11 protein-coding genes are annotated in these 19,041 nt (G+C 66.0%); 10 read left to right on the top strand and 1 reads right to left on the bottom strand.

All coding sequences use genetic code 11. The annotated features are described in order from the left end of the window. Positions 1-12: 12 nt before the first annotated feature. The 3 genes from ACFWU2_RS16520 to ACFWU2_RS16510 all read left to right on the top strand — a co-directional run bounded on the left by ACFWU2_RS16520 (position 13) and on the right by ACFWU2_RS16510 (position 3,600). On the top strand, positions 13-1,332 hold the full coding sequence (locus tag ACFWU2_RS16520) for a GAF domain-containing protein (RefSeq protein WP_378608103.1): 1,320 nt from the start codon (positions 13-15) through the stop codon (positions 1,330-1,332). Positions 1,333-1,407: 75 nt separating this feature from the next. Beyond that, on the top strand, positions 1,408-2,931 hold the full coding sequence (gene adh / locus ACFWU2_RS16515) for an aldehyde dehydrogenase (protein WP_378608699.1): 1,524 nt from the start codon (positions 1,408-1,410) through the stop codon (positions 2,929-2,931). A 75-nt stretch (positions 2,932-3,006) separates the two neighbouring features. Continuing rightward, on the top strand, positions 3,007-3,600 hold the full coding sequence (locus ACFWU2_RS16510) for a DUF779 domain-containing protein (RefSeq protein WP_378608101.1): 594 nt from the start codon (positions 3,007-3,009) through the stop codon (positions 3,598-3,600). On the opposite strand, the gene ACFWU2_RS16505 is transcribed toward ACFWU2_RS16510, so the two are convergent. Further along, positions 3,519-4,715, bottom strand: a complete 1,197-nt coding sequence (locus ACFWU2_RS16505) for a DUF418 domain-containing protein (protein WP_378608099.1) — start codon at positions 4,713-4,715, stop codon at positions 3,519-3,521. The two genes, ACFWU2_RS16510 and ACFWU2_RS16505, sit on opposite strands and share 82 nt — an antisense overlap. Positions 4,716-4,803: 88 nt before the next feature. Here ACFWU2_RS16505 and ACFWU2_RS16500 point away from each other — a divergent pair, with 88 nt between their 5' ends. From ACFWU2_RS16500 to ACFWU2_RS16470, 7 genes are all read left to right on the top strand, one after another. Beyond that, the gene (locus ACFWU2_RS16500) at positions 4,804-5,388 is read left to right on the top strand and encodes a TetR/AcrR family transcriptional regulator (protein WP_378608097.1); all 585 of its coding nucleotides are present in this window, start codon (positions 4,804-4,806) and stop codon (positions 5,386-5,388) included. A 169-nt stretch (positions 5,389-5,557) separates the two neighbouring features. Beyond that, positions 5,558-6,106, top strand: coding sequence for a hypothetical protein (locus ACFWU2_RS16495; RefSeq protein WP_378608095.1), 549 nt, complete (start codon positions 5,558-5,560; stop codon positions 6,104-6,106). A 119-nt stretch (positions 6,107-6,225) separates the two neighbouring features. Continuing rightward, positions 6,226-7,893 carry an AMP-binding protein gene (locus ACFWU2_RS16490; RefSeq protein ID WP_378608093.1) on the top strand — a complete coding sequence of 556 codons (1,668 nt, stop codon included), beginning with the start codon at positions 6,226-6,228 and terminating at the stop codon, positions 7,891-7,893. A gap of 147 nt (positions 7,894-8,040) precedes the next feature. Next, on the top strand, positions 8,041-8,313 hold the full coding sequence (locus ACFWU2_RS16485) for a GlsB/YeaQ/YmgE family stress response membrane protein (protein WP_378608091.1): 273 nt from the start codon (positions 8,041-8,043) through the stop codon (positions 8,311-8,313). A gap of 76 nt (positions 8,314-8,389) precedes the next feature. Then, entirely contained in the window at positions 8,390-10,360 is a 1,971-nt protein-coding gene (locus ACFWU2_RS16480) for an acetoacetate--CoA ligase (protein ID WP_378608089.1), read from the top strand. Between the two features lie 48 nt (positions 10,361-10,408). Further along, complete coding sequence (locus ACFWU2_RS16475) at positions 10,409-10,759, top strand: hypothetical protein (RefSeq protein WP_378608087.1); 351 nt, start codon at positions 10,409-10,411, stop codon at positions 10,757-10,759. Between the two features lie 285 nt (positions 10,760-11,044). After that, a partial coding sequence (locus ACFWU2_RS16470) for an amino acid adenylation domain-containing protein (RefSeq protein WP_378608085.1) occupies positions 11,045-19,041 on the top strand: 7,997 nt, incomplete at its 3' end.

Genomic DNA, 19,041 nt, shown 5'->3' with positions numbered 1-19,041 from the left:
GGACAGCGGTAGATGATCGACCGTGCGGGAGCGAAAGCTGTTTCCTGGATGGCGCTGCATCCTGGGGACGATGCGGAAGCGCACGCCCGTCGACTGTCGGAAATCCACACGGCTGTCGTGGGATCGGCGTCGATCCGGGAGCGGTCTGCTGCGCTCACGGGGCCTGCGGCGATACGTCCGGTAGTGCGCGACTCGTGGCTCCGTAGCTTAGGCAGGGCGATCGATCCCGATGTCATCGAGCAACCCCTGCTGCTGAGCGGCAGGGATCTCGAGGACTACCGCGCGGGACACCCGATGGCAATGATCCGTCCGGTCGTGCGCAAACTCCTGGTGGAGGATGCCGCCGACAGTGGACTGCTGATAGCGATCAGCGACGAGCGGGGACGACTGCTGTGGATCGAGGGAGACCACGACGCCCGCGACCGGGCGCTGGCGATGAACTTCGCCGAGGGCGCGGATTGGAGTGAGGAGCACGTCGGGACCAATGCTCCCGGCACGGCCCTCACACTCGATCGCTGCGTGCAGATCTTCGGTGCCGAGCACTACAACCGCGCCGTGCACGAGTGGAGTTGCTCTGCGGCCCCGGTCCACGACCCGATCAGCGGCCGCATCCTCGGAGCACTCGACATCACGGGCGGACCGCGCGTCGCGGCGCCGGAGGTGTTACAACTCGTGCGAGCGACGGCGGCCGCTGCCGAAGCCGAACTGCGCCTGTCCATGCTCGAGGGTGCGAGTGCCCAGTCTTCTGTCGCCGGTGTGCTCGAGACGTTCGGTCCGGGTCGTGCGGCGCTCGTTCGGGGGCGCGACCGGCTCACGCTGTCGCAACGGCATGCCGAGATCCTGCTGATTCTCAGTGAGCATCCGGAAGGGGTGGGCGCTCGGAGACTTGCGGTCCTGCTCGACGAGAACGAACTGGATGCCGTGACGGTGCGCGCCGAGATATCCCGTCTGCGTAAGGTACTCGGGCCGGACACGATCGCGTCCCGGCCGTATCGAGTGCAGAGCGCGCTGCGCACCGATGTTGCGAACGTACGTGCTGCGCTGGATCGCGGGGACCTCGACACCGCGGTGCGTCTCTACACCGGCAGGGTGCTTCCCGGCTCGGGTGCGCCGGGAGTAATCGATGTCGGCGACGAGTTGGATGCCAGAATCCGGGGCGCGCTCCTGCGTCGGGGTGCAGCGCCTCTGCTCGCCCGCTGGACGGCGTCGGTCCACGGCCGGGAAGACCTGCCCGCGTGGATCGCGTATCTCGGATGCCTGGATCCGGACTCCACCGTGTTCGCACAGGTCGAGGCGAAGATCCGGATGCTCGACCGGAACTTCGCAACCTAGTTGCAACCCCGGCTTTTGTAGTGTCCGGGGTCACACCCTCGACGGGTGATCATCCCCGATACGCAGGAGAACACGATGCCCGAGTACGCCCGCCCCGGTTCGCCCGATGCCCTGATGTCCTTCCGGTCCCGTTACGACAACTGGATCGGTGGACGATGGGTGGCTCCCGCTTCGGGCGAGTATTTCGAGGACATCACCCCCGTGACCGGGCAACCGTTCACCGAGGTCGCGCGTTCGACCGACAAGGACATCGAACTCGCTCTCGACGCCGCGCACGCCGCCGCCCCGGCGTGGGGCAAGACGTCGCCGGCGGAACGGGCACTGATCCTGAACCGGATCGCCGACCGGATCGAGGAGAACCTCGAGGCCGTCGCGGTCGCCGAAACGTGGGACAACGGCAAGCCCATCCGGGAAACGCTCAACGCGGACATCCCGCTGGCGATCGACCATTTCCGGTATTTCGCGGGCGCGATCCGCGCGCAGGAAGGCTCGATCTCCGAAATAGACGCCGATACGGTGGCCTACCACTTCCAGGAGCCTCTCGGCGTCGTGGGCCAGATCATCCCGTGGAACTTCCCGATCCTGATGGCGGTGTGGAAGCTCGCACCGGCGCTCGCAGCCGGAAATGCCGTGGTGCTCAAGCCCGCCGAGCAGACGCCCGCGTCGATTCTGTATCTCGTCGAGCTGATCGGCGACCTGCTTCCCGACGGTGTGGTCAACATCGTCAACGGTTTCGGAACCGAGGCCGGCAAGCCGCTCGCGTCGAGTCCGCGCATCCGCAAGATCGCCTTCACCGGGGAGACCACGACCGGGCGGCTCATCATGCAGTACGCCTCGCAGAACCTCATCCCCGTCACCCTCGAACTCGGCGGCAAGAGCCCGAACATCTTCTTCTCCGACGTGATGTCCGCTCCCGACGACTTTCAGGACAAGGCACTCGAGGGATTCACCATGTTCGCCCTCAACCAGGGTGAGGTGTGCACGTGTCCGTCCCGCGCACTCATCCAGCAGGACATCTTCGACGACTTCCTGTCCCTCGCTGCGGTTCGTACCAAGGCCGTACGGCAGGGGAACCCGCTCGACACCGACACGATGATCGGCGCACAGGCATCCAACGACCAACTCGAGAAGATCTTGTCCTACATCGAGATCGGCAAGGGCGAGGGCGCCAAGATCGTCACCGGCGGTGAACGTGCGGACCTCGGCGGTGACCTGTCCGGCGGCTACTACGTGCAGCCGACGATCTTCGAGGGCCACAACAAGATGCGGATCTTCCAGGAGGAGATCTTCGGGCCCGTCGTGTCGGTGACGTCGTTCCGGGACTTCGACGACGCGATCGCGACCGCCAACGACACGCTGTACGGTCTCGGCGCCGGTGTGTGGTCGCGCGACGGCGGAGTCGCATATCGCGCCGGCCGCGCGATCCAGGCGGGCCGGGTGTGGACCAACACGTACCATCAGTACCCCGCCCACGCGGCTTTCGGCGGCTACAAGCAGTCGGGCATCGGCCGCGAGAACCACCACATGATGCTCGACCACTACCAGCAGACGAAGAACCTGCTCGTCTCCTACGCTCCGAAGGCCCAGGGATTCTTCTGAGTCACTCTCGGCGCCCGCACCTTTCGTACAGAGAGGTGCGGGCGCCGACAGGTTTGTGTGAAAGGGAGGTATGCCGTGTCAGTCCCTGCCAGGGTTTCGGCCACGGTCGCGGCCGTGGACCTTCTGCGTCGTTTGGCCGATCGCAACGGATCGCTGATGATCCACCAGTCGGGAGGATGTTGCGACGGGTCGTCGCCGATGTGCTTTCCCGAAGGCGATTTTCTGGTGGGCGATCGGGATGTGCTCCTCGGTGTGCTCGACCTCCGTCTCGACGTGGGGCGCACGCTCCCCGATCCGCCTTCCGGTGCCCACTCCGTTCCTGTGTGGATCTCGGGGTCGCAGTTCGAGGTCTGGAAGCACACCGGTCTGGTGCTCGACGTGGTTCCGGGCAGGGGAGCGGGCTTCAGTCTCGAAACGCCCGAGGGTCTCCGATTCCTCGCTCGGGGACGTGTATTCACCGAGCAGGAGAACGCCGCGCTCGCGAAATCCGCGGTCGTGCTCGGGCAGGAGTGGGAGAGCGGCGTCCGGCCGGGCGCCTCGCCGGTGCCACTCGTGGTGGCCGACGCCGAGGCCGGATGCGCCGTGCCTCAGTGGCCGGACCGTGACGACGAGACCGGTGACGGCCCGGATGCTGTCGCCGGAGAGGTCGGTCCACCCGCGAGTGCCTGATAGCTCACGTTCCACAGCCATTCGACGGGACCCCGCTCGAATCGGGCCAGCCACAGGCGCGCGACGATCATGAGTGTCGCGCAGACTGCGGCGAACAGCGCAACGGTGGCCGGCACGATCGTGTCCCCGTCCAGGCGTGCGGCCATGCCGAACCCCCAGCCGTAGCACACTATCGAACACAGGATGTTCTGCAATATGTAGCAGCTCAACGCCATTCGTCCCACGGGAGTGAGGGCGGTGCCGACCGCACCGGGTGAACGGCCGTCCGCATAGCGGTGTGCAACGGCTGCGAGGAGTGCGAAAGCCACGATCGGGGCTGTGCCGTAGCGGCCCAGGACGAGACCCGCGTCGGACCCGGACAGGCCCAGCGCGAAGTCGATCGGGAGCGCGACACCGAACCCGACGATCATGAGAGTGCGTCGGAGTCGGGCCTGTTCCGGATCGAGGATGCCACGGAGGTACAGCCGCGCGCCGATCAGGAAGAGGGCGATCGACAGCGGCAGGATGAAGATCGTTTCCAGCCGGAACAGCGCGAAGTTCTCGGCACGGAAGACCACCAGATCCCAGAACGAGCCGTCCGCATAAGGATTGGGGGACAGCGTTCGGTTGCCCGGATTCGCGGGCAGCGCAGCGAGTGTGGCTACCACGACGGCGAGCATCGCGGCGTGCAGAGCGAGTGCGCAGGTGATCCAGATCCGCTGGGAGCGAACGCCGGTAGCCAGGACGAACGCGACGACGAGTCCGGTGACGGCGTATCCGGTGAGCACGTCGAACTCGGTGAACAGGAAGTAGTGCAGAATCCCGTCGATCATGAGAAGCCCTGCTCGCCAAGGATATTTCCCCGGCCAGGGAAGTCCTCGTCCGGTCGCCGAGCGTTGCTGGATCGCGAGTCCGATGCCGAACATGATCGTGAGGAGCCCGAGGAACTTTCCCTGCGTCACCTGTTGCAGCACGTCTTGGACGAAGGACCAGCTTCCGGTCGCTCGTCCGGTGCCGTTGATGTAGCCGACCAAACCTTCCGCGTTGGTGAAGATCCAGATGTTTGTACCGAGGGTGCCGAGAATCGCGACCCCTCGTAGTACGTCGAGTGCGGCGTATCGAGGTGTGGTGCTCACGGTAATCCCTTCCGAGGGATGCAGAGCGTAAGTAGCACGGTCGTGCTTACAAAAAGTGATGCTAGCACGACCGTGTTAGCATGGTCCAGTGCCGAAACTGATCGATCACGATGCGAGACAGCAGGAAATAGCGGAGGCGGTCTGGCGGCTGATACTGCGCGAAGGGGTCGGGGCGGTCTCGATACGGGAAGTCGCGGCCGAGGCGGGCCTGTCTGCGGGTTCCGTGCGGCACGTCTTCGGCAGCAAGTCGGAACTGCTCGGCTATTCGATGCGCCTGGTTCACGACCGCGCCGCAGAGCGCGTGTCTGCCCACCTCGGCATTGCCGATGTCAGGGAACGTGCGCGGGCGATGCTCGGTGAATTCCTTCCGCTCGACGAGGTTCGTCGTTGCGAAATGCTGGTCAATCTCGCGCTGATCGCGGAATCTCCCGGGCATGACGAACTGCGGCAGATCGCAGTCGACGCGCAACGTGCACTGCGGGCAGGGTGTGAGCTCATCCTGGCAGGTCTGGCCGCGGAGGGGCTCGTCGCGCCGGTCCGTGATCTCCAGGTGGAAGCCGAGCGTCTGCACGCCGTCGTCGACGGTCTTGCAATGCACCTGCTCGTCGGAGCCGGCGACACCCCGAGGTCCGCCGAGACGGCGCTCGCCGCGCATCTCGATTCGCTCGCCTGAGGTCCCCGGCCATCCCGGTGCCGAATTCCGGAAGGTAGCCCACCGGTGCCCGCCCACCCACGCCCGTCCCCGGTACGCCAGAATCGGACCGGGATCCGTCCGGATTCCGCGGTACGCGGGGCATCGGCCCCCGCATGTTCGGCGCCCGTCGGGCGGTGAGGAGTGGACTATGGCTTTCGCGGGCAACGTGGATGAGCTGGCACTGCTACAGACTGTGCGCCTGAAGAACCAGGTCACTGCGGAAGTCGTTGCCGCACATCTGGGAGTGACGGTGGCGGCCGGCCAGGCCGCAGTCGATGCCCTCGTCCGGCAGGGCAAGGCTCGGTCGGCCGGTGACGGCATCGAACTCACCGACGAGGGGGTTCACGAGCTGACCGGCCAACTCGAGGCGGAGCGCGTATCGATCGACGAGGATTCGATCGCGGACCTGCACGATCAATTCTTGCCGCTGGACGATGAACTCGCGGAGCTGTTCGCTGAGCCGGAGGCGGACGGATTCATCGACGCACTGCTCGATTTCGACCGGCGGGCGCAGGCGCTGTTCGACGACGTGTCCGCGTTCGTTCCCCGTCTGTCGCGATACCAGGACCTGTTCGCGGAAGCTCTCGAGAAGGTCAAGGGTGGCGCACTGGCATGGGCCACCGCGGGCAACATCGATTCCTACTCCGCGGTGTGGCGCGAGATGCGCGAGGAACTCACCGGCGCCGCCGGGCGCTGACCTGGCACTTCTTGTGACGGTGTGACCGCAGTCATCATTTCCCCCCTTTCCGGGGGTGGTCGTGAGTGACCGGGGTCACTACCGTTTCCTTCGTATCACCTGCCACGAAGGAGACCATGATGTCCGGCACCAACGTCGATCCTCTGCCGAGCTACTCCCAGGGCGCCTGGAACGTTCCACTTCTCGGCGACACCGTCGGCGACAACCTCGACCGCACCGCCGAGCGTTTCGGTGACCGTGAGGCGCTCGTCGACCGCGCCGCGGGGAAACGTTGGAACTACACCGAATTCGTGGCGGATGTCGACGCAGTCGCTGTCGGCATGCTCCGGTCGGGCATCGCGAAGGGCGACCGGGTGGGGATCTGGGCCCCGAACTGCTGGGAATGGGTCCTCGTCCAGTATGCAACCGCGAAGATCGGCGCGATTCTCGTCAACATCAATCCCGCGTACCGCTCGCACGAATTGCAGTACGTCCTCGAGCAAGCAGGCGTCCGGATGCTGGTGTCCGCGTCGGCATTCAAAACATCCGACTACGCGCAGATGATCGAGACCGTGCGGGCGAACTGCCCCGACCTCGAGGATGTCGTTCTGCTCGGCTCCCCGCGGTGGGACGATCTCGTTTCGACGGGACGGGCCGCACTCGCCGACGACCGTCGGGTGCTCACCGAGGCGCAGTCTCTGCTCTCTCCCGACGATCCGATCAACATCCAGTACACCTCGGGCACCACCGGATTTCCCAAGGGCGCCACCCTCAGTCACCACAATGTGCTCAACAACGGGTTCTTCGTCGGCGAACTCTGCCATTACACCGAACAGGACCGGGTGTGTATCCCCGTTCCGCTCTACCACTGTTTCGGTATGACGATGGGAAATCTCGCGTGCACCAGTCACGGTGCGGCCATTGTGCTGCCGGCCCCGGCGTTCGATCCGGCGGCCACGCTCACCGCAGTGGCGGAGGAGCGATGCACCTCGCTCTACGGCGTGCCGACCATGTTCATCGCCGCGTTGGCGGAGCCCGATTTCGCACGGTACGACCTGGCGAGCCTGCGCACCGGAATCATGGCGGGCTCGCCGTGTCCGGTCGAAGTGATGAAACAGGTCATCGACCGGATGGGGATGAACGAGGTGTCGATCTGCTACGGCATGACCGAAACCTCGCCGGTGTCGACGCAGACCCGCAGCGACGACAGCATCGAGCGGCGTGTGGCCACGGTCGGCCGTGTGGGTCCTCATCTCGAGGTGAAGATCGTCGATCCCGGAACAGGTCTGACGGTCCCGCGCGGCGTGCCGGGCGAACTGTGCACCCGCGGATACTCGGTGATGCTGGGGTACTGGGACCAGCCGGAGAAGACGGCCGAGGCGATCGACGCGGCCCGGTGGATGCACACCGGGGACATCGGAGTCATGGACGAGGACGGCTACGTGTCGATCACGGGCCGTATCAAGGACATGGTGATCCGCGGCGGAGAGAACATCTATCCCCGCGAGATCGAAGAGTTCCTCTACACCCACCCGGACATTCTCGACGCTCAGGTGGTGGGGGTGCCCGACGTGAAATACGGGGAAGAACTCATGGCCTGGGTCCGGATGCGCGAAGGCTCGGAGCGCCCCCTCGATGCGGCGAGCCTCAGGGCGTTCTGCGATGGGAAGCTCGCCCATTACAAGATCCCGCGTTATGTGCACGTGGTCGACGAATTCCCGATGACGGTCACCGGCAAAGTGCGAAAGGTCGAGATGCGTGACCAGGCACGGGCGATCATCGAGGCCACTGTGACCGAGCGCAACTGACGGCCCTTCGGCTCGGATGGGGCAAGTATTTCGGCCGCACCCACGCCGAATCGGTCACTTTCGCCGGTTTCAAGGCAGACACTGAGTGGGTAAAGAGTCGTCGACGATGCGCAGCCACCGGGCGGCGCCGCAGCAGAGGGGCTCACCATGGGACAAATCATCGGCACGATCATTTTCGGTGCGGTTATCGGAATCCTGGCCAGATTGGTGATCCCGGGCAAGCAGGCCATGGGCATGATCATCACGATCGTCATCGGCATCATCGGCGCGCTGATCGGCTACTGGCTGTGGGGCCTGATCTCCTCCGAGGGCAACGAGAACACCAGCGGCATCGACTGGATCCGGTGGATCATCAGCATCATCGTGGCCGTGGTCCTCACCCTGATCTACACCGGCGCTACCCGCGAGCGGCGTCGGTAACCCGTTCGAGGTGCCCCGCCCGGCCACACCGGGCGGGGCCAGGCGTCCCTCCGCCTCGGCCCGAAAGTGAGTTGCCGTGCAGCCGCAGTGGACTCCCCACGAGGCCGTCGTTGCGCGAGCGAACATCTCGGAGTTCGCACGATTTGCCGAACGGCGTCACGGACTGAACCTGCCGGACTACGGGTCGTTGTGGCGATGGTCGGTCGAGGCCCCGGGAGACTTCTGGAACGCGGTGTGGGACCGGTTCGAGGTGGTTTCGCACACCGACCCCGGACCGGCTCTCGCCGACACGGCCATGCCCGGTGCCGTGTGGTTTCCCGGTGCGCGGCTGAACCTCGTCGAGCACGTCTTCCGGGATCGGCCGCCGCTCGAGCCGGCCGTCGTCCACCTCGACGAGGCGGGGCACCGCAGCGAGATGACGTGGTCGGAACTCCGGAGCCGGACAGCCGCGTTCGCCGCCACGCTCCGGGAGCACGGAGTCGGACCGGGGGACCGGGTCGTCGGCTACCTTCCCAACATCCCGGAGGCCGTCGTCGCACTGCTCGCGACCGCGAGCATCGGAGCGGTATGGGCCGCGTGCGGGCAGGACTATGCCGCCCCGGCTGCGCTCGACCGGCTCGGCCGACTCGAGCCGAAAGTTCTCGTCACGGCGACCGGATACGCCTACGCGGGCACGTGGCACGACCGGACGAACGAACTGGCGTGGCTGCGCGACCGACTACCCGGACTCGACCTGACAGTCGTGGTCTCCCGCGCGCCGGCCCGCGAGATTCCCCCACCCACCGCGACGTCCGGGCCGGTGCTGAACTGGGAAGAGGCGGCGCTGAGGGAGGGCACAGCCCTCGACACCGTCGCGGTTCCCTTCGACCATCCGTTGTGGGTGGTGTTCTCCTCCGGTACGACAGGACCGCCCAAGGGCATCGTCCACGGTCACGGCGGGGTACTCCTCGAGCATCTCAAAGCACTGTCACTCCACCTCGACCTCGGTCCGCGTGACCGCTACTTCTGGTACACGAGCCCGAGTTGGATGATGTGGAACTTTCTCGTCTCGGGACTTCTCGTGGGCACGACCATCGTCTGTTACGACGGTGCCCCGTCTCATCCCGAGATCGACCGGCTCTGGCGGATCGCCGCGGACGAACGGGTCACCGTTCTGGGGACCAGCCCCGCCTACATAGCGGCCTGCGCCAAGGCGGGGGTGGTGCCGCGCGTCGACCACGATCTGTCCGCCCTGCGCAGTGTGGGTGTCACGGGTTCGACGCTGTCCGCGTCGGGGTCGCTGTGGCTGTCGGAGAATGTCGGCTCAGACGTGCAGGTCATGTCGATCTCGGGTGGTACCGATGTGGTGTCGGCGTTCGTCGGAGCCGCGCCGACAGTGCCTGTGTGGCCGGGCGAAATCTCTGCGCCGTGCCTCGGCGTCGCCGTGGACGCGTACGACGAGCACGGTCGTCCCGTGCGCGGCCGGGTCGGTGAACTCGTCGTGACCGCACCGATGCCGTCGATGCCCGTCCGATTCTGGGACGACCCGGACGGCAGTCGGTACCGCGATTCGTACTTCTCCGTCTACCCGGGCGTGTGGCGTCACGGTGACTGGATCACCGTCACCGACCGGGGCACGTTTCTCATGCACGGACGCTCCGACTCGACGCTCAACCGCCAGGGTGTCCGCATGGGCAGTGCCGATATCTATCAGGTCGTGGAGTCACTCCCCGAGATCACCGAATCTCTCGTCCTCGGAATCGAGTACCCGGACGGTTCCTACCGGATGCCGTTGTTCGTCGTACTCGACGAGGGCACCGAACTCGACGACGCGCTGAAACAGAGGATCCGGACCGCGATCCGCGACCAGCTGTCGCCACGACACGTGCCGGACGACATCATCGCGGCGCCGGGCGTACCGCACACTCGCACCGGGAAGAAACTCGAAGTACCGCTCAAGCGGATTCTGCAGGGAGCCGACCCGGAGCGGGTCGTCGACCGCACCGCGATCGACGCGCCGGAACTGGTCGAGTGGTACCACCGGCGGCGTGACGCGCGCCACCTATGAGCGTGGCCTAACTAGACTACCGGCGCCCGGAATGGTCGGATTGCCGGTATGGACATCGCGATCAAGATCTTTCTCATTCTGCACTTCATCGGTCTCGCCGGCATCATCGGCTCCTGGCTCGCGGTCCTCAAGCAGCCGCGCGTCGTTGTGGGCATGCTGCACGGCGCGATCCTTCAGGTCGTGACCGGTATCGCGCTCGTGGGCCTGCGCGAAGCTCAGGACGCCGTCGAGCTGAACCACATGAAGATCGGCATCAAGCTGCTGATTGCTCTCGTCATTCTCGTCGTCGCGATCGTCGGCCTGAAGAAGGAGAAGAAGAATCCCGGTTCGACAGCAGCCCTTGCACACACCGCCGGCATCCTCGGCATCGTGAACGTGGTCATCGCCGTGGCCTGGTGACGGTCGGCGGATCTTTCCCGCGGTGAGCCGGGGCCTGTGTCGGAACCCTGTAGATTGTTCCGGGTGTGTACGACATGGGCTCCGGTACCGACCGGTAAGTAACCTGCTTCGGGCACCTCGGCCGCCAGGCGGGGTTCGCTACTGCGTCCGGTCCTGCGGAATGTCTTACCGCCCGGCCACGCCGTAACGATCACCCCCTGATGCGCAGATATCCCAAGAGGTTGCGTGCATGTTCGTGTCGGGAGTGCGGGCAACTGCCCGGTGGTGAGAGGAAGGTTGGGGGATTTGGACTCGCTCGGGAAAGGCGGATCGCAGGCGAAGAACGCAGGGGGCGCGGTGCCGCCCGGAGCGTTCCCGCTCTCGCCTGCACAGCTGGGGATGTGGTTTGCCCAGCACGTCGACCCGACAGTGCCCGCCAACATTGCCCAATACGTCGAACTCGAGGGCGAACTCGACGTCGATCTGCTCCGCGAATCCAGTGCCCGTGCTGCGCTCGAAATGGGATCCGGGTTCCTCCGTTTCATCGAGGTCGGGGCACAGCCCTACCAATTGGTCGACCCCTCGCTCGAAGCGCCGCTCGGTTTCGTCGATCTGAGCGGAGCCGACGACCCCCGGCAGGCCGCGCTCGACTGGATGCGCGACGACCGCAGTCGTCCCGTCGACGTATTGCGCGACCGTCTCATCGCCGCGACCGTGCTCCGCATCGGCGAACGCCGCTACTTCTGGTACAACCGCGTCCACCATCTGGCACTCGACGGTTTCGCCGCCGCGACATTCATGACCCGCATCGCCGAGTTGTACACGGCAGCGGTCGAGGGCGCCGAGCCGTCTCCGAATCGCGCGTCGGACCTGCACAAGGTCTACGACGTCGAGATGGAGTACCGCAATTCGAAGCGTTTCCTCGACGACCGTGAGTACTGGGCCCGGCAGATCGACGGGATCGAGGAACCCACCAGCCTCTCCGGCCGCACCGCCGCGCCCGCGCCGGTCAGCCGCATCGACACCGCAGCGTTGTCCGAGGGCACCGAACGGCGAGTCGACGAACTCGCGGAGCGCGAGGGCGCGAGCCTCGCCACCGCGGTCGTCGCTGCTTTCGCCGCGTATCTGGCACAGATGACCGGCCGGACCGACGTCGTGCTGAGCCTGCCCGTAGCGGCGCGCACCACCGCGGTGCTGCGTCGCTCCGGCAGCATGGTCTCGAATGTGGTGCCGCTGCGTCTGAGCGTCACCGACGAGACGACCGTCCGCGATCTGATCGCCGCGTCGGGCACGGCTGTCTCGGGTGCGCTGCGCCATCAGCGTTACCGGCACGAGGACATCGTCCGCGACCGCGAGGCCGGATCGGCGGGACAGTCGACGTTCTTCGGCCCGTGGGTCAACATCATGCTGTTCGACAACGAGGTCCGCCTCGGGGACATGGTCGGCGGAATCAATATTCTGTCGACCGGACTGATCGAGGACCTCGGTGTCAACGTCTACCGCAGCGGTGGCGCCCACACGCACATCGACTTCGAGTCCAATCCCAATCTCTACGGTCCGGAGCAGTCCCGGGCCGACCACACCCGCTTCATGGAGTTCTTCGACCGGTTCGTCGGATCGGATCCGGAACGGCCCGTGTGGGATATCCCCCTTGCGGGACGCGCCGAACTCGACAATGCGCTCACCGAGTGGAACCGCACCGACCGCCCGGTCCGACAGCGCGATCTGCTCGCGCAGTTCCGTGAACAGGCTGCCGAGACCCCTGACGCCACAGCGCTGATCTTCGAAGGCGAGTCGCTGACCTACGGCGAATTCGCTTCCCGTGTCAACACTCTCGCGCGCGCACTCATCGACCTCGGCGTCGGCCCCGAATCGCTTGTCGGGCTGTGTATCCGGCGCTCACTCGATCTCGTCGTCGGCATGTACGCAATCGTCGAGGCCGGCGGCGCGTGGGTGCCGATCGATCCCGACCATCCCGCCGACCGGACCGGCTACATCCTCGACACGGCGAAACCGGCCGCAGTACTGACCACGGCGCGCGACGAGGTGGACCTGCTTGACGGCACCGTCACGCTCGAGATCGACACCTTCGACTACTCGCGCGGTGACGCACGCCCGATCTCCGACGCGGAGCGGCGTGGTCCGATTCTGCCCGGCACCACCGCGTACGTCATCTTCACCTCGGGTTCGACCGGTCGGCCCAAGGGCGTGGCCGTGAGCCATGTCGCCATCGACAACCAGATCCAGTGGATGAACGACCAATACGGCGTGACGTCCCAGGATGTGTACCTGCAGAAGACCGCAACGACGTTCGACGTGTCGCTGTGGGGATTCTTCATGCCGTTGCGTGTCGGCGCGACCCTCGTGATCGCGACGCCCGACGGGCACCGCGACCCGGTCTACGTGGCGAACAAGATCGCCGAGCACCGCGTGACGATCACCGATTTCGTGCCGTCGATGCTCACCGTCTTCGTGGCCAACGCCGCGGACGGAAGCTGTGACTCCCTGCGGCACGTCTTCGTCATCGGCGAGGCACTGCCGTCCGAGACGGCAGCCGAGTTCGCCCGGTTGTGTCCGGCGGGCCTGCACAACCTGTACGGACCCACCGAGGCGGCGGTGTCCATCACTTACCACCGCGCGGGCCCTGCCGACGTGCACAGCGTCCCGATCGGTGTTCCCCAATGGAACAGCCGCGCGTACGTTCTCGACCGGCGGCTGCGCCCGGTTCCGGTCGGGCGACCCGGCGAGCTCTACCTGGCGGGTGTTCAGCTCGCCCGTGGCTACCTCGATCGTCCGGACCTGACTTCCGATCGCTTCCTCGCGGACCCGTTCGGCGCACCCGGCGAACGGATGTACCGCACGGGCGACCTCGTGCGGTGGGAAGCCGGGCCAGACGGCACCGGAATCCTCGAGTACATCGGCCGGACCGATTTCCAGGTCAAGTTCCGCGGACAGCGCATCGAACTCGGTGAAATCGAGGCGGTGCTGCTCGCTCATCCCGCCGTCTCGCAGGCAGTCGTTCTAGTGGTCTCCACCCCCACAGGCGACCAGCTGGTCGGTTACCTGGTGGCCGCGCCCGCGCAGACGATCGACGTCACCGACCTTGCAGATCACGCAGGTCGCTCGCTTCCGTCGTACATGGTGCCCGCGTCGCTCATGGTGCTCGATGCGCTACCGCTCAACACCAGCGGAAAGCTCGACCGGAAAGCCCTGCCGGAACCCGTATTCAGCAGCACCCGCACCTTTCGCGAGCCCTGCAGCCCTGCCGAACGCGTGGTGGCCGCAGCCTTCGGCGACGTACTCGGCGCGGAGCGCGTCGGTCTCGACGACGACTTCTTCGAGCTCGGCGGCAATTCGCTCGTCGCGACCCAGGTCGTCTCACGCATCGGTGCGGCACTCGACACCCAGGTTCCTGTACGCGCGCTGTTCGAGGCATCCACCGTAGGGGGACTCGCCACACGCATTGCGAAGCAGGTCGGTTCCGGTGCCCGAGCTCCGCTCACCGCAGTCACCCGGCCCGATGTGCTGCCGCTTTCCACTGCGCAACAACGGATCTGGTTCCTCAATCGCTTCGACGTCACCACAGCGGCGTACAACCTGCCCTTCACCGTGCGGATGACAGGTGCGGTGGATCCTCGGGTCGTTTCCGACGCGTTCTCGGACGTGGTGGCTCGGCACGAGAGCTTGCGCACGGTTTACCCCGAAGTGGACGGCGACCCTCATCAGGTGATCCTGCCGGTCGAGCAGGCCGTCTCCCCGCTCGAACCGGTCGATGTGGACGAGGACGGTCTGCGGGCAGCGGTCGTCGAACTCGCCGGACGTGGTTTCGACGTCGCGATCGAGGTCCCGTTCCGCGTCGCGCTGTTCCGGCTCGCTCCCGACACCTATGTGCTCGCGATGGTGCTGCACCACATCGCAGCCGACGGATCCTCGTTCGGACCGTTCGCGCAGGATGTCGTCACCGCCTACACGGCGCGCGCCGAGGGACACGAACCTCGCTGGTCGCCCCTGCCGATCCAGTACGCCGACTACGCCCTGTGGCAACGACAGGCTCTCGGAAGCGAGTCCGATCCGGGTTCGGCTGCTGCGCAACAAATCTCATTCTGGGTTCGGGAGCTCGACGGCCTCCCGGATCAGCTGGACCTGCCGGCGGACCGGATGCGCCCTGCCGTCGCAAGCTACCGAGGTGCCAAGCACCGATTCGAGATCGGCGCCGAGACCCACCGTGGACTCGTCGAACTTGCTCGCGGACACAGCGCCTCGCTGTTCATGGTCGTCCACGCCGCCTACGCGGTCCTCCTGTCACGACTGAGCGGGTCGAACGATATCGCCGTAGGCACCGCCGTCGCGGGACGCGGCGAAAAGGAACTCGACGATCTCATCGGCATGTTCGTGAACACGCTGGTGCTGCGCACGCGCGTCGATCCGGGCCTCTCGTTCGGTGAATTCCTCGACGTGGTCCGTGAAATCGACCTGACCGCCTTCTCGAACGCGGACGTGCCTTTCGAGCGTCTCGTCGAGGTGCTCAACCCGGCTCGATCCACAGCGCGTCATCCGCTGTTCCAGGCGGCGCTGTCGCTCGAGCCCGGTTCAGCACGTGAGGTGTCCTTCGCCGGAGTCCGCGCCGTCGGCACCGAACTGGAGATGCCGATCTCGAAGTTCGACATCCAGCTGTGGCTGACCGAAAAGACCGGCAGCGACGATGAACCCGCCGGCTTGGGTGCCACCTTCGAGTACGCGACGGATCTCTTCGACGCCGGTACGGTCGCCGTCTTCGCAGAACGTTTCGTGCGGATCCTCGACGGCATCGTCGCGGACACGTCGGCATGTGTGGGCGACCTGTCCATCCTCTCTCCCGGCGAAGCCGAGCTGCTGCTCACCACGACGGGTCCCGATGCGGGTGAACCGGCCACGCTCGTGGACCTGCTCACCGCGGGTGTCGCCGCCCACCCCGAGCGGACCGCCGTTCGCGACGGTGACATCGTCCTGACGTATCGCGATCTCGACGCGTGGTCGAGCTGGATCGCGCGTTACCTGATCGAGCGTGGCGTAGGGCCCGGCGGCATTGTCGCGCTTGCCTTCCCCCGCTCGTGGGAGATGGTGCTCGGTGTGTGGTCCGTTGCGAAGACGGGAGCAGCCTACGTTCCGGTCGACCCGGAATACCCGGTCGACCGAGTCACCCACATGCTCGAGGACTCGTCGGCTCTGCTGGGCCTGACGACGGAGGAACACGCCGCCGGTCTGTCGCCCGCCGTCGAATGGGTTCGCTTCGACGACCCGGCGTTCGTCGCCGCGTGCTTGGCCCATTCGGGCGCTCCGGTCACCGACGATGAGCGGTGTGCTCCGCTCCGGGTCGACCACCTCGCATACGTCATCTACACCTCCGGGTCCACCGGGCGCCCGAAGGGCGTCGCGGTAACCCACCGTGGTCTCGCAGGCCTCGTCCGCGACTGTGTCGACCTCTACGGGGTGACTTCCGAGTCGCGGATTCTGCAGATCTGTTCGCCGAGTTTCGACCCCTCGGTTCTCGACTGGGCTATGGCCGGCTACACCGGTGCCGAACTGGTGATCACTCCGCCGACGATCTACGGCGGTGCTGAACTGCGGGCGCTGATCCAGCAGACCGGTGTCACCCACGCGACCATCACTCCTGCGGTACTGGGCTCGGTGGATCCCACAGGTCTCGACTCGCTCCAGACCCTCAACGTCGGTGGCGACGTCTCCACGAGCGAACTCGTGGCCCGGTGGGCGCCCGGCCGGCACTTCTTCAACGCCTACGGACCGACCGAGACCACGATCGTGTCGACCCGCGCTCTGGTCGATGCCGCCGGGCCGGTCACCATCGGCGGCCCGATCGCAGGCGTCCATGCGCTCGTGCTCGACAGCCGTCTTCGTCCGGTCCCCGCCGGGGTGTCGGGCGAGTTGTATCTCGCCGGCGACATGCTCGCGCGGGGCTATCACCGGCGTGCTGCGCTCACTTCGGACCGGTTCGTCGCGAACCCGTTCGGAGGGCCGGGTACCCGCATGTACCGAACCGGTGACATCGTCCGCTGGGACGACCGGCGCCGCCTCGTGTTCGCCGGCCGATCCGATTTTCAGGTCAAGGTCCGCGGATTCCGGATCGAACTCGGTGAGATCGATGCTGCCTTGCTGACGCACACACTCGTCGACTTCGCGACCACCGTCGGCCACGACATGCCGTCGGGACAGACCGCACTCGTCTCGTACGTGCACGGCGCACCGGGTATCGACCCGTCGGCGTTGTCCGGCCACGTGGCCCGGTCGTTGCCGTCGTACATGGTGCCCTCGCAGATCGTCGTCCTCGACGAGATCCCACTGACGCCCGTCGGAAAGCTCGACCGCCGAGCACTGCCGGAGCCCGAACTCGGGATCAGCTACCGCGAATTCCGCGCGCCGACGACGCCCATCGAGGAAACCGTCGCCGCCGTCTTCGCCGAGGTGCTCGGCGTGCAACGTGTCGGACTCGACGACGACTTCTTCGAACTGGGCGGAAATTCGCTCCTCGCCACCCAGGTGGTGTCCCGGCTGGGTGTGGCACTCGACGCGCAGGTTCCCGTGCGTGCGCTGTTCGAATCGAACACCGTCGCCGCCCTAGCAGTTCGCGTCGAGCAGGAGGCCGGGCGCGGTGCCCGTGCGGCACTGGCGAAAATGCCGCGGCCCGAGAGGGTTCCGCTGTCTCTGTCGCAACAGCGCATGTGGTTCCTCAACCGCTTCGATTCCAGCTCCGCGACGTACAACCTCCCGATGGCGTTGCGCCTGACCGGTGCCCTCGACGTACCGGCACTTCAGGTGTCGATCATGGACGTGCTCGACCGCCACGAGTCGCTGCGCACCGTGTTCCCCGACTCGCCGGACGGACCCCACCAGGTCGTACGGGCAGCTGCGGAAGTCGTGCCCAATCTGACCCCGCTCCGGATCGACCGGGACGGGTTGGCGGGTGCGATGCGCCGACTCGCGTCCACCGGGTTCGACGTCACCTCCGAGGTGCCGATCCGCGCCGAACTCTACGAACTCGACTGCAACGAGCACATTCTCGCGCTCGTGGTCCACCACATTGCCGCGGACGGATGGTCCACCGGACCGATGGCACGCGACATCATGGTCGCGTACGCCGCACGCACCGAGTGGGAAGAGCCCTCGTGGGCACCGCTTCCCGTTCAGTACGCCGACTACACCCTGTGGCAGCGGGAAGTCCTCGGTTCCGAGGACGATGCGCAGTCGCTGATCTCCGGTCAGCTCGACTACTGGCGTCGCACGCTCGCCGACGTTCCCGACCAGTTGGATCTTCCGGCTGATCGTCCCCGCCCGGCGACGCAGTCGTTCGCCGGCGCGACCGTGGATTTCTCGATCGATCCGAGCCTGCATCGAGACCTCGTGGCGTTCGCTCGCACGCGCAACGCTTCCCTGTTCATGGTCGTGCACGCGGCCTTGAGCATATTGCTGGCACGATTGTCCGGTCAGCGCGACATCACGATCGGTACGCCGGTGGCCGGACGTGGCGAGCAGTCGCTCGACGACCTCATCGGTATGTTCGTCAACACTCTGGTGCTGCGCACCGACGTCGATCCGGACGCGCAGTTCACCGACCATCTCGCACGGGCACGCGAAGCAGCACTGGGTGCCTTCGGGCACGCGGATGTCCCCTTCGAGCGTCTGGTCGAGGTTCTCAACCCCACTCGGTCCACGGCACGGCACCCGCTGTTCCAGGTCATGCTCTCGTTCGAGAATCTAGGTGCAGCGCACGTCGAACTTCGCGGTCTGACACTCGACCTGCTCGAAATCGACACCGCGGTCGCCAAGTTCGATCTGCAGTTGACGTTGTCGGAGGGCTTCGCGGAGGACGGTTCGCCGGACGGTTTCCGTGCGGAGTTCACCTATGCCACCGATCTGTTCGATGCTCCGACGGTGGAGGGGTTCGCGGAGCGGTTCGTGCGGATCCTCGAAGCTGTAGTGGCTGATCCGGCGCGGCGTGTCGGGGATATCGATCTGCTGGGCGCCGATGAGCGTGTGACGGTGCTCGAGCGGTGGAACGATACTTCGCATCCGGTGCCCGAGTCGACGCTGCTGGACCGGTTCGATAGCCAGGTCCTTTCGAATCCCGACGCGATTGCGGTGGTATTCGAAGACGAGTCGTTGACATACGGCGAGTTCGATGCGCGGGTCAATCAGCTTGCGCGCTATTTGATGTCGCGGGGTGTGGGTCCGGAGACGACGGTGGGGTTGGCGGTTCGCCGGTCGTTGGATCTGCTGGTGGGGATGTATGCGATTGTGCGGGCGGGCGG

The organism is Rhodococcus sp. NPDC058639 (assembly GCF_042717545.1).
GTDB lineage: Bacteria > Actinomycetota > Actinomycetes > Mycobacteriales > Mycobacteriaceae > Rhodococcus.
The sequence above is the reverse complement of the archived record's forward strand: the minus strand, read 5'-3'. Positions and strand labels throughout refer to the sequence as shown.